The 12920-nt window shown below is 44.6% G+C and carries 12 protein-coding genes; 2 read left to right on the forward strand and 10 right to left on the reverse strand.

Going from position 1 to position 12920, the window contains the following annotated elements; translation table 11 throughout:
• Positions 1-248 precede the first annotated feature (248 nt).
• Genes eat through ACED46_RS12555 form a run of 3 tightly spaced genes read right to left on the reverse strand, consistent with a single transcriptional unit; the run spans position 249 to position 3945 of the window.
• On the reverse strand, positions 249-1646 hold the full coding sequence (gene eat, locus ACED46_RS12545) for an ethanolamine permease (RefSeq protein WP_017061647.1): 1398 nt from the start codon (positions 1644-1646) through the stop codon (positions 249-251).
• Positions 1647-1670: 24 nt separating this feature from the next.
• Entirely contained in the window at positions 1671-2540 is an 870-nt protein-coding gene (eutC, locus tag ACED46_RS12550; RefSeq protein ID WP_017067008.1) for an ethanolamine ammonia-lyase subunit EutC, read from the reverse strand.
• Positions 2533-3945, reverse strand: a complete 1413-nt coding sequence (locus ACED46_RS12555; protein WP_017061645.1) for an ethanolamine ammonia-lyase subunit EutB — start codon at positions 3943-3945, stop codon at positions 2533-2535. The genes eutC and ACED46_RS12555 overlap by 8 nt, the downstream gene beginning before the upstream one ends.
• A gap of 200 nt (positions 3946-4145) precedes the next feature.
• On the opposite strand from ACED46_RS12555, the gene ACED46_RS12560 reads away from it, so the two are divergent.
• Positions 4146-5066 carry a helix-turn-helix domain-containing protein gene (locus ACED46_RS12560; protein WP_371721599.1) on the forward strand — a complete coding sequence of 307 codons (921 nt, stop codon included), beginning with the start codon at positions 4146-4148 and terminating at the stop codon, positions 5064-5066.
• A 104-nt stretch (positions 5067-5170) separates the two neighbouring features.
• Here ACED46_RS12560 and folM read toward each other — a convergent pair whose 3' ends face one another.
• From folM to ACED46_RS12595, 7 genes are all read right to left on the reverse strand, one after another.
• Positions 5171-5887: a dihydromonapterin reductase gene (gene folM / locus ACED46_RS12565; RefSeq protein WP_371721580.1), complete on the reverse strand. Its 717-nt coding sequence runs from the start codon at positions 5885-5887 to the stop codon at positions 5171-5173.
• Positions 5884-6522, reverse strand: coding sequence for a GTP cyclohydrolase I FolE (gene folE / locus ACED46_RS12570; protein WP_371721581.1), 639 nt, complete (start codon positions 6520-6522; stop codon positions 5884-5886). The genes folM and folE overlap by 4 nt, the downstream gene beginning before the upstream one ends.
• Before the next feature lie 18 nt (positions 6523-6540).
• Positions 6541-6912 carry a dihydroneopterin triphosphate 2'-epimerase gene (gene folX / locus ACED46_RS12575; RefSeq protein WP_017067658.1) on the reverse strand — a complete coding sequence of 124 codons (372 nt, stop codon included), beginning with the start codon at positions 6910-6912 and terminating at the stop codon, positions 6541-6543.
• A 97-nt stretch (positions 6913-7009) separates the two neighbouring features.
• Entirely contained in the window at positions 7010-7507 is a 498-nt protein-coding gene (gene folK, locus ACED46_RS12580) for a 2-amino-4-hydroxy-6-hydroxymethyldihydropteridine diphosphokinase (protein WP_136999153.1), read from the reverse strand.
• Between the two features lie 466 nt (positions 7508-7973).
• Positions 7974-8219: a hypothetical protein gene (locus tag ACED46_RS12585; RefSeq protein WP_010432840.1), complete on the reverse strand. Its 246-nt coding sequence runs from the start codon at positions 8217-8219 to the stop codon at positions 7974-7976.
• 228 nt (positions 8220-8447) lie between these two features.
• A complete protein-coding gene (locus ACED46_RS12590) occupies positions 8448-8792 on the reverse strand; it encodes a multidrug efflux SMR transporter (protein WP_010432838.1) in 345 nt (114 codons plus the stop codon).
• A 244-nt stretch (positions 8793-9036) separates the two neighbouring features.
• Positions 9037-11223, reverse strand: a complete 2187-nt coding sequence (locus tag ACED46_RS12595; RefSeq protein WP_371721582.1) for a metallophosphoesterase — start codon at positions 11221-11223, stop codon at positions 9037-9039.
• A 505-nt stretch (positions 11224-11728) separates the two neighbouring features.
• On the opposite strand from ACED46_RS12595, the gene ACED46_RS12600 reads away from it, so the two are divergent.
• A complete protein-coding gene (locus tag ACED46_RS12600; protein ID WP_017061634.1) occupies positions 11729-12877 on the forward strand; it encodes an S-(hydroxymethyl)glutathione dehydrogenase/class III alcohol dehydrogenase in 1149 nt (382 codons plus the stop codon).
• Positions 12878-12920 lie beyond the last annotated feature (43 nt).

Below are 12920 nucleotides of genomic sequence, written 5' to 3' on the forward strand. Positions count from 1 at the left end.
CATTACGTTAGACGGAATTTACGCTGAGCTTAGTGCTTAAGGTTCTGTCTATGAACTCGTTATAAAAAATCATGACAAGTGTCTGGACAAAAACGTTCCAAGAAAATGATCCTAAAACAGCACTATTTCTAAATTAATATTTATCGTTAGAGATGATGGCGATTGGGGTTTACACGCAAGTTACTACAAGTAGTGTAATAAAGGCTCCAGCAAAGCACTAGAGCCTTAAATACCATTAGAAATTGAATCTAATTAGTAGCCTCAAGCTCTTTCTCTGCAACCGACAGCATCTCAAACTCTTCCTCAGCGGTCGATGCGACCAATTTATTACGGCTATATAGGCCATAATAAGCACCACCAATCACAAAGAGTCCCATAGTCATAAAGAATGCAGATGGGTCAAAAGCATAAACACCCGTCATTGCAATAAGCGACAGCACTAGTGAAGTGCCGGAAGTCAGCATGCCACCCGGTGTTTTGTATGGACGGTGAAGCTCTGGTTGCTTGATACGCAACAATATATGACTAAGCGACATTAATGCATAAGACACTGTCGCCCCCACTACCGCCATCGCCAAGATCAGGTCGCCTTCTCCGGTCAATGACACAGCAAAACCAAACACACCCGGCACTACTAAAGCACGAGCAGGCACTTTGTTTTTGTTTGTAAGCGACAAGCTTTGAGGCAAGTAACCCGCACGAGACAATGCAAACACTAAGCGGCTATAACCGTAGATAATCGAGAAGAATGAAGCAATAAGTCCTGCAAGTCCTAGTATATTAACAGCCGTTGCAACGGTTGGATTACCGGTCAACTTCAAGGCATCGACTAGAGGAACGGCACTATTCGCAATCGCTTCAGAACCCACAGCGCCCGCAAGCAGCAGAACGACTAAGGTAGCGGTGACCAGTAAGAATAACATTGCGCCGATAATACCTTTGGGTACATCCTTGGCCGGGTTTTTCGCCTCTTCAGCAGCCAGTGGAACCCCTTCTACCGCAAGAAAAAGCCACATTGCAAACGGTAGTGCCGCCCATACACCATACCAACCAAAAGGAAGTAGTTCTGTGGCTTGTGCGGTTGCCGGAGCGATATCAAACAGATTATTAGCATCAAACTCACTAACCAATACGCCTGCTGTCATAAGAATTGCTAGTACGGCTAACCCACTGATGACCATCATGACTTTCAGAGCTTCTCCTACCCCTGCCATATGAATACCGATAAAGATGGCATAAAAGATCGCGTAAACAAGAGGACCATCGATACCCATTAGTTCATTCACCGCTGAGCCAATAAAAATGACAATCGCGGCAGGTGCAAGGGCATACTCAATTAAGACGGATAAGCCGGTAAAAAATCCCCCCGTTGGTCCCATGGCTTGTCGAGCAAAACTATAGCCACCTCCTGCAGCGGGAATAGCCGCAGACATCTCCGCCAAAGAAAGGACAAGGGTAAAGTACATCACCGCCATAGCAATTGCAGCAATAAGAAAGCCTCCCCAACCAGCTTGACCGATACCAAAGTTCCAGCCTGCAAAGTCACCAGAGATCACGTATGAAACGCCTAACCCTGCTAGCAAAATCCACCCAGCAGTGCCCCTTTTAAGTTGTCTTTGCGCCAAATATTCCTGATGTTCTGACATTGTAAATCCCTCTATTTTTGTCTTTTATCCAATTAAAAAATTGCCTGTGTGCTTGTCTTCTAACTGCTCACCACCTTCTTCCTCGATACTCGAACGGTCTTTAAGGTTGACCCCAGAAAGCTCTAGCCGACGAGCTTCCTTCAATAGGTATACCGCTCGCTTACACGCATCTTCATAAGCCAACCCCTGTGGGCGAATATTAGAAATGCAGTTCCTATCAGAGTCTTTTGCTCCTCTTCTTGCCTGCCAAGTCAGGTACATACCCATGCTATCTGGAGAGGTCAGTCCCGGGCGTTCACCAATCAAAACCACCACCATCTTGGCTTGTAAGCACTCGCAAACATCATCTCCTATTGCCACTCGGCCCTGCCTCACAACAGTAATAGGAGCAACATGCCACGGCACTTCGTCTTCCCCTAATAAAGAAAGCAGATGCTCAATGACTGGATTTGCATGATTTTGAATGGCAATTGAAGACAAGCCATCAGCCACTACTATCGCGAGATCAAACGGGGGAGACTCTGAATGAAGAACGGCTTGCAACTGATTCCAACAGACGTCATCAAGCTCACGACCAAGATCCGGCCTTTGCAAATACATGAATCTGTCTGTCGCTTTGCTGTGCGCCTTAATTGGTGCCTGAGAAGTGTGTTGAATGACCGAGTTTGATTGAGCGATGAGCTCAACCAATGAATCCACATCTAAAGCACAATGAACGGCATCCATCGCCTGTGCATGGTCGAGTTGAAATGAAAGCAACTCTTTAGTTGGAACGCTATTTCCACTTCGACCCAGTGCAATACGTGCCGATGTAAAACCTTTAAGCTCGTGCCAAGGGTTTTGAGTTACCAACTTAGAAGCAGAATGTTTTGCCATAGAGACCACCTTACCCATGTGCGGGGCCTCCATTAAGTTGTGCTAGAGCGCCAGCAAATGAGCCGGAGAGTCGTTCATTTAGGCGCACATCTTTTACATCATCAAAAATCTGCATCTGAGTTAGCCACTCCTCAAACTCCGGCGCAGGTTTTAAACCCAACACCTTGCGTGCATAAAGTGCATCATGAAACGAGGTTGTTTGATAATTGAGCATGATGTCATCGGAACCCGGAATCCCCATAATGAACGAGCACTCAGCGACACCGAGCAATGTCAGTAAGTTATCCATATCATTTTGATCGGCATAGGCATGGTTGGTATAGCAGATATCACACCCCATCGGCAGGCCAAGCAATTTGCCACAAAAATGGTCCTCAAGCCCTGCTCGAATAATCTGTTTTCCATCAAAGAGATATTCAGGGCCGATAAAGCCGACCACGGTATTAACCAACAATGGATTAAAATGACGCGCTACGGCATAAGCCCGTGTCTCACAAGTTTGTTGGTCCACACCATGAAAAGCATTGGCAGAGAGAGATGTTCCTTGCCCTGTCTCAAAGTACATGACGTTACTTCCAACGGTGCCTCGGTTCAGCGAAAGCGCCGCTTCGTTTGCTTCTTTAAGGATCGAAAGGTTAATACCAAAGGTGTCGTTCGTACCTTGAGTGCCACCAATAGATTGAAAGACGAGATCCACCGGAGCGCCCATCTCAATCGCTTCAATCGTGTTTGTAACATGGGTTAATACGCAAGATTGGGTCGGGATCTGGTAGTGTTGAATGACCTCTTCCATCAGATTCATCAACTTAATTGCCTGTGGTACATTATCTGTTGCGGGATTAATGCCGATCACAGCATCACCATTGCCATACATCAAACCATCAAAAATACTGGCGGCAATGCCATTGAGAGAATCGGTTGGATGATTGGGCTGTAAACGGGTGGATAAACGACTAGGCAAGCCAATGGTGTTACGAAACGCAGTCACTACCCGACATTTTTTGGCGACTTGGATCAAATCCTGATTACGCATGATCTTACTCACTGCAGCCACCATTTCTGGAGTTAAACCAGGACGCAGCTTTGCAAGCGTGAGACTATCGGCTTCATCACTTAGCAGCCAGTTCCGAAAGTCTCCCACTGTAAGGTGATCAATCGCTTTAAACGCCTCTCTATCATGGCTATCAATGATTAAACGAGTAACTTCATCACTTTCATAAGGGATCACCGCTTCATTTAAAAACGTCTTTAGGGGCAAGTCTGCCAGTGTCATCTGAGCTACAACACGCTCTGCAGCAGAAGTCGCAGATACACCAGCCAAAACATCCCCTGAACGCTCTGGCGTAGCCTTTGCCATCAGATCTGCTAACGACTCAAAGTTAAAAACCAGGTGCCCTTGTTGTCGGCGATAAGCTGCTGTCATAAATTCCCTCTTCATAAACTGGTTCAGTTCTTGCTCAATAACCTTTTGTATATATGAGTAATTAAGCGATTTTTGAACCGAATGAATATCAAGAATCGGCAAACATAAAAAAGCATTAATAAACATAAACTTAAAGACACACTGTACTAATATGGGTCACATGGGTAGGTCATGGAATGATGAGAAAGGATGAAGAATTGATGCGTTATGCACCTAATTTGTGCACATTCAACACATTTGATGCAAATCAGCAGGCAGCCAGCCTCTTTAACTGGCAGCAAGAATATGACCAACTGAGTCAAGGAAGTTTTCTAGGTCAGATCCGTGAACGAAAATTTTCTCACGTGCACCTATTTCGAGAAGACAGCAACCGAAAGCTTAAGCAGCAATGTCGTATTAATGAAGGGATTTGGTTAGGAATCAGTGCTAACGATAGACCTTTACACATCAATCACGCACAAGGTAATCCTGATAGTATTTTGATCCGTGAGGCTGGGGCGGATTTTGAGCTACTTACGCCAGAAACCTTTTCTATTTATGGGTTAGTCATAAGCCCTTCACTGGTTGAAATGATTCAGCAACAGCTAGAGATTGAATCGTTAAACAGCAAGAGCCACTTTCTTGGTTGCTCTCAACACTACACCCAACAAATAAAAGCTTACTTGAGCTTACTACTCTCCCCGAGTAAATCTCGCTGGTCTTTTCAAACTCATCAATCCATTGTTCAAGATATGTTGGTCGAATTGTTCGCTCAATCGTCTAATCAAAATATGCAAAAAACCAATGCCTCACAGCGTGAGAATACAATGCGTCGAATTAGGCAGTACCTAGATAACTCGCAGTACCGTAAACCCGTCACCGTGTCTGAACTGTGCGATGCGGTTTATGTCAGTCGCCGTACGCTGCAATACACCTTTGAGTCCTGTTGTGACATATCACCAAAACAATTTATACAAAATGTACGTCTCAACCAGGTACGGCGCATTCTGCAAAATCCGAGCGAACAACGGTGCATCAATGAAATCGCCTTTGACTTTGGTTTTTTTCATCTGGGATATTTTTGCCAAAGCTACAAGCAGTTGTTTGGTGAGTCGCCCATGCAAACACGTTCTAATGTCTAAAACCCAAAAAGTGTCGAGGGACAACTTAAAAAAATGTAGTTAGACGATATGAAAGACGAATAGATTAGTTGACTATCCTGCCTCAAGATCACAACGCATGAACTTCACTTCAAGTGCCTGCCGCCATCAAGGTGCAAAGTCCTTCCTGTCATATAGTGACTAGCCAAAACAAACTTAATGCCATCTATCACTTCTTCAAAGCCTGCCTCTGCGGGAATCAGTGCTTTTTTCAGAGCTTTGGTTTTGTACGCCTCGTCATCATGTTCATTGAATTTTATCATGGCAGGAGAGAGAGTATTGACTTTCACCTTGGGAGCCAGCATCGCTGAGAACGACAGCGTCAAGTTGTTGAGTGCGGCTTTACTGGCCGCGTAAGCGATGTGTTTTTTACTGCCTTTTTCCGCAACGTAATCACTGATGTGGATGATGTCCGACGTTTTATCGCCAGACATTAGTTGGTCTTTGAGCATTAAATTAACCAGATAAGGCACGGTGGCGTGAATCGTCATCATCTGGTGCATGATTTGTAATGCGTTTTCACTGGGATTTTTTTTGTTCTCCGGTTGCCAGTCGGAAGCGTTATGGATGATGGCTCGAATCGCCTTATATTCTTGACCAACATAATGCAAAAAACCCTCTAAGCTACTTTGTTGATAAAAATCTACCTGTTGCAAGTCGGCTCCACTGTCGCGCAGTATTTTCAGCTGGGGATAGTCGCTTCGGTAAGTGCCAACGACTTTGTATCCGTCAGATATAAGTTGCTGCGCCAGAGCGAATCCTAAACGCTTCCCCACTCCAGTTATTAGAATCGTTTCACTCATCGTAAAAACTCAGCTCTAGTTTGAGGGTTAGTTTTGAAACTGCCACCAAGCGCGGTTGTGGTGGTTTCAGAGTTAGCGCCCATAACGCCTCTCGATTTAACGCAGTAGTGAGTTGCTTTAATCGTCACAGCCACATTTTCTGTTTCGACTAGAGTCTGTATCGCGACCAGGATTTGCTGTGTAAGGCGTTCTTGAACCTGCGGACGCTGAGCAAAGAATCGAACAATACGGTTTATTTTAGATAGCCCAAGAATCTTGGATTCTGGGATATAAGCCACTTGTGCTAAACCATCGATGGTGATGAAGTGATGTTCGCACGTCGAAGTTAAATCTATATCCGATACCTTAACCATTTCATCAACTGACATTTTGTTGTCGATAACACTAATTTTGGGGAAGTTATTGTAGTCGAGCCCTGAAAATATCTCGTGAACGTACATCTTTGCAATGCGATGAGGTGTTTCAGCGAGACTGTCATCGGTTAAATCCAGCCCGAGCGTACTGACAACTTCCGTCAAAAGCCCTTTGATGCGGTTGTACTTCTGGTCGGGGTTCATTTCGCTCGATGTCATCGGGGTTTCAAGCCCCTTTTCGAGCAAAGCTTCTCTTACTTTTTCAGCTTCTGTGGTTAGCATTGAGTCGCTCCTTATGAGTTAATCTTCAAGTTCTGCTTCATAGCTCAGGGTGAGCGAGACGGAATCGGCGAAACGTAGAGCATGAGGCTTGTCAATTCTCACCTGAGCGTATCGAACCCATGAATGGTCGATACAAATACCGAGTACGTCGCTGGTTAACTTTTCTAAAAGCAGAAACCGTCCAGATTCAACATGTTCAATAATTTTTTTGCAGATATTTTTGTAGTTAAGTGCGTTCTCCACATCATCAGAGAGGCAAAGGTTGTTCGCGGGATAATGGATCTCCGCATTTATGACGATGTCTTGCTGCTTGGTTTTTTCTTCTTCGTTGAAGCCGATGAAGGTTCTTAATCTGAGATTTGTGATGGTGATAATCGCATTGTGATTCATAACAGTTTCCGATCCTTAGAAGGTAGAGTGAGTTACGTGCCTGTTAGAAGAAAAGATCAATAAAGCTCAAGCGTTCTGTTTAAAGCAGTTACAGGGACTAAGTGAAGCTGACCTCGAACGGTATAAGTTCGGTTTTCTGACTCAGCTGATCGAAGTTGTTCCAGAGATGCTGAAAAGAGATATCTAGAGTGGGATGAAGTTCTTGCGCGGCAACATCAACTAACGGTCGAAGCACAAAAGCGTACTCGGTGATTTCACCTCGAGGCAGCTCTACTCCATCAATAATGCCTACTTCGTTACCGTAAAGAAGGATATCGATATCCATCGTGCGCGAGGCATATTCTTTAGTTTCTCGCTTGCGGTCATTTTCTAATTCGATTTGATGCAGAACCTTAGCCAGTTCAGCGATAGAAAGGTCACATTCAAACCCTGCGACTAGGTTTAGGAAGCTGTCCCCTTCAAAACCAACAGGCTCACAATCGTAGAAATTAGAAATGTTCAGAGGTGCAAAGTGACTATTCAACGCTTTGAGAGATTCTGTGATGTGATGTTCGCGGTTAATGTTGCTTCCGATGCTGACATAGACTGTAGCCATATTATTTTCTTCCTTTTTAGTTGGCTTATACGTCCAACTCGCTATGAAGATCAGCTATGTACTCCTTTTAATGTCAGGAAGATAAAAGAAAAATACGCATCTGTGGCAAATTTAGATATTCACGCAATAGAACCATTATCTAGAACAATTCCCATGCGAGCGCATATGACGGTTGATAAGCTGTAACACCAATCTTGAAGATGATGATGCACAGAGCTATAAATAGCATTAGCACTAGACGCACCCCACTGACAGCCTGCTCTGAGCACAACAAGCATGGTGTGCTCCTCATCATGATTATCGACTCTTTTCGATGCATGCTTGGAGGGGGTGCCATCGTGGATAAGCAGTATCGGTTTGATTTTTGACCTAAACCATTGTTGGACAGAGCTTTGTCAACATGAATAACACCGATTGAGAGGTTCGATAGGGGTAAGCGAGTTTTATAACCCCCTACCCCATTCGCTTACTCTTTGGTCTGGTGCCCCGTCTTCTTCGCAAACTTTTGCATCGCCTCGGCAAACGTTGTTGTCCCGCCTTTCGCTTGAACTTGCACCACCTTATATCCCATATTTTCCAGCGCTACACGCTCTGCTAACACGGCTTTGTCATCTTGTTGACTGCCTTTAACTGGCTGATGAATGTAACACCCCTCTAGTTGACCATCTTCGACCAGTTGGTGGTGTTTCAGTGCATTGATATCAAAATTCATAGTAAGTCTTTTAGTTTAAGTTGGGGAGTCACTGCAGCAAGGCCGGAAGTATTTACAACTTTATCGCATATACCAAAAGGCATTTTAACCCCAAAAAGCTGACGCTGATACAGGAATCCACTGACATGTAATCGAGTACTATTTACCTTAGAAAGGGAGAGGTATGCAACGCTCCACCAAATGGTTCGATCCATGCTCAAAGCACAAGAAACGCGAGCTAGACCTTGCTCAGTGGCTCACAGACGATGAAAACAGGTTGATAATCACTACGCCAGATAAAATCAAACCGATCCCAATCACCGCGTAGATATCGAGTTTCTGCCCGTAAACCAACCAAGACAGTGCCGCGACCAACACGATGCCAGCTCCACACCAAACTGCATACGCCACCCCCAAAGAAATAGTTTGTACCGTGAGAGACAACAAGTAAAAAGCGAAACCGTAGCTAACCAATACAGCAATTGTTGCAGGTACAGAAGTAAACTGCTGCGTTTTAGGTAATAGAGAAGTCGCGACAACTTCAAGCACGATGGCAAGTGATAGCATCACCGGTGGCGGGAGAGATAAAAGCATGTTTGACTCCACAACATTAAATTCGGCGGCTAGAATATTGTAGTTTTGTGTCTAATTCATGTGTTTTTCAGTAAGTAATCATTATGACGTCCCCTAAAAGGTCTTAACCAAAAAAATCCATCAATAGGTCTTTAGATCTTCATATACTTACAAAATAAAAGAACCCGCTAACTCATAGCTAACAGGCTCTTTTTTAATCGAGAAATCAAGACACTTAGTCTTTAAAAAAACAAAGTCAAAACGCTTAGTTTGCTGACGTAGAGCCTCTTAAAATATCGCGCTTCACTTCACCTTTCAGATCGGTCAAGGTTTGCTGGTCGATATCGATCAAGAAGTGGTCACTCGCTTGGCCTGTTGCGAATTTTTCAAGAATCACGAACAAGCTACCAAAACGAGAGCGGAATACTTCACCAACGGTATATTGGCCAAGGTCACCCAGTTCAGAATCCACCGTGCCATCAAACTCTGAAAGCTCTCGGCTTAGCAACTCGTATTGGCGCAGTTGTGTTTCACCAATATCACGGAATGCCAGTTCATCTGCGTTACGTAATCGATAGAAGTCCGTTGCTAGAAGCTCACCGCTCCACTCAGCAAAATCGGCTAATACTAGGCCTTCTAAAGAAGCCAGCTTTTCAGATACAACTTTGGCTGTCTGCCAGTCTCGTTGGAATTGCTCGTAGTCGTCAACACCATTTTCAAGACACGTCCCTACGTCGTAGCCGAGTTCATTCGCTAGCTGACAAACCGTGAAGTTGGTTTTTAGCTGAGACATGATCATCATCTCTTCGCCATTCATTTCCATGAGCATTGTGCGCATTTCGATTGGCCAGTCACTCGGGAGAAAACGCAGACGCGTTAGTTCACGGATATGCCAATCAGTCAGTTCGTAGTAGTTTTCTGAATCCAAAATGTCTTTGTTCCAGATTTTCGCTTGTGCTTCTGGGTCTCCGGCTGCAGCTTGAGTAAGGTACTCATGCTCTTCTTCATAGTGACTGAATAGCTCGTTGTAACGTGCCACTTGGTCGATAATTACTGTCTCAACTTCGATCTGATTATCTGGGCGAATATTTAAGAGCTTATATGCAGGAACGTAACCTGCTAGCGATGGTGCTTGGATATTAAAAAGGGTGTGCTGAACGCCATCAATATTGAAGCTCTTCTTACCGGTATCGTTAAAGTGCATGTGACCGCCAACGTGGATATTTAAGCCAGTCGCTGCTAATGCGCGGCTAGTATTGTCATCCGGTTCACGAGCAAGTTGATGGCTCCCCTCACCGAACAGATCTTCAATCTCTTCAGAGGCACCGTTATAGAAATCGGTCATCGGGAAGTGCGAGAAGGAAACCAGCGTCTTGTTCCGCTCTTTCGCCGCCTTTACCACATCAGAGATCCAATCGATCACATGCTCTTTGTGAGTCAGCATCATGTTGTAACCAGCGTTGCTTGAACCATCAAAGGTGTTGCCATCTACAGAGCTATCAGACGAGTTTTCTTTAGGGCGATAAACGTTCGCGTCGATCGCCAACAACCAAAGTCCTTTTACTGGCTCGACTAAGTAACTCGTATCCGGCACTTCAGAACAGCTTGTGTAACCATTTTCTTTGTAACTGCCACCTGTGCCTTCGTAACAGATCTCATACATGCGCTTATCAAAGGCCGCTTCTTCTTTCGCTAAATCATAGCTGTAATTAGTTCGAGCTTGGTCTGTGCTGTAAGGCGTTTCAAAGTAGAGGTAATCTGGTTGAGGGTAGAAGCCGTGTGTACCAAGGATACTCATGATCTCTTCATAGCCCCACTCACGTACTTCTTCAGTACAAATCGTGTCTAGGCTGTCACCTTGGCCTGGAATAGTTGTCCATTCATCGTCATAACCAACACACTCTTCTTTACCAAGGCTGAAGATGCGTTGCTCTTTACCACCTTCTCCTAGGTAATCAGATTTACCTGCGGGGATAGTAAATGGGCGTACTGGATCGTGGTTACCAGGTGCTGCGAAAAATTCGAGGCCATGTGTATCACGGTAATGATCAAAAATGCTGACCAAACCACGCATATGGACTGGCTGACCGTCATCACTAAAGTCACCCGGCAAGGCCACATACTTCACGCCACGCGCAACCACATCATCCAGTGCTGCGATCATCGCAAAGTAGTTTTCATTAAATAGACGGGTAGAGTTCATCTGAGACTCCATCGTTCGAATTGTCGCATACTCACGACTATCTGAGTTGTAGAGCCCTGCGAACGAACCATCTTGAAAGTCACCGTAGACATCATGGAAATGAATATCAGGCATGAATGCGACTTGTACTGCGCTCTCTAGATTACCGTTGTCATCACCTGATGAACTATCACTTGGCGAATTCGAATTGCAACCAACCAGCGTGGCTGCTATCAAGCCTGACAGTACGGTCAATGTACTCTTTTTCATTTTCTCTTTCCAAAAGTTAGAACTCAAAATTTGGCGAGGAGATTAGATGAGAAAAATGACACTATTGTTTCTAATATCTTACAAAACGTCGCACAGAGATTGCTTATGCGACATTGATCCAATCATTAAAATTCAATAAGTTACCATCTATCTCAGAAGCTGATAGTTCGACAGCATGAATTGGCGATTAATATACAATTCATCATAAACCTTTCGCTTAAATATCCATAAAAGCAATGTATTCAGACCCATTGGATAATACACGTGTCCTCGAAACATAAGCCGTTCTGATTCAGATAATTGCCAAAATAAGTTCATCGCCTTATATCAATTATTACAAATAAGTAATAATCATTTTCCATTTAGGGGGATTATCAAGATCTATAGTCGCCCCTATACTAGCTCCAACAAAACGAGAGAGCGGAAACAATTAAGCTCAACTACGCTTAACGGGTTGAATTTAATTGCACAGTTACACGCTGTACTGACATATAGGAAACATCCAATGACAATCGAAATTAAACCTGGTCAAACGCATATCAAATCAAAAGCAATGGTTGCATGGGCAGCTGGCGAGCCACTAAAAATGGAAGAAGTTGATGTACAACTTCCTAAAGCTGGTGAGGTTCTAGTTCGCATCGTTGCTACTGGTGTTTGTCACACTGACGCATTCACATTATCAGGTGACGATCCAGAAGGTATCTTCCCTTCAATTCTTGGTCACGAAGGTGGCGGTATCGTTGAGATGATCGGCGAAGGCGTTACAAGTGTTGAGATTGGCGACCACGTTATCCCACTTTACACAGCAGAATGTGGCGAATGTAAGTTCTGTAAATCTGGTAAAACTAACCTATGCCAAGCCGTTCGTGAAACGCAAGGTAAAGGCCTAATGCCAGACGGTACAAGCCGCTTCTCTATCAATGGCGAAACAATTTTCCATTACATGGGTTGCTCTACTTTCTCTGAGTACACTGTACTTCCAGAAATCTCTCTAGCGAAAGTAAGCAAAGAAGCACCACTTGAAGAAGTTTGTCTTCTAGGTTGTGGTGTAACAACAGGTATGGGCGCGGTACTTAACACAGCTAAAGTTGAAAAAGGCGACAACGTTGCTGTATTCGGCCTTGGCGGTATCGGTCTTTCTGCAATCATTGGTGCTCGCATGGCTGGTGCTAACCGCATCATCGGTGTTGACATCAACGAGAGCAAATTCGAGCTAGCGAAACAACTTGGCGCGACTGACTGCATCAACCCAATGAACTACGACAAGCCAATCCAAGACGTTATCGTTGAGATGACAGACGGTGGTGTTGAGTACTCTTTCGAATGTATTGGTAACGTAAACGTGATGCGTCAAGCGCTTGAATGTTGTCACAAAGGTTGGGGCGAATCTGTAATCATCGGTGTTGCAGGCGCAGGTCAAGAGATCTCAACTCGTCCATTCCAACTAGTAACAGGTCGTGTATGGCGTGGTTCTGCTTTCGGTGGTGTTAAAGGCCGCTCTGAGCTTCCAGAAATCGTAAACCGTTACATGGCGGGTGAGTTTGGTCTTCAAGAGTTCATCACTCATACAATGGGTCTGCAAGACGTAAACGAAGCATTCGACCTAATGCATAAAGGTGAATCTATCCGTACTGTTCTACACATGGATAAGTAACACATCTTGGCCTCGATTCTTTCGAGCATCGAGGCCACAGCTA

Origin of the sequence: Vibrio sp. 1S139 (assembly GCF_041439475.1) — a bacterium.
GTDB classification, from domain to species: domain Bacteria; phylum Pseudomonadota; class Gammaproteobacteria; order Enterobacterales; family Vibrionaceae; genus Vibrio; species Vibrio crassostreae_C.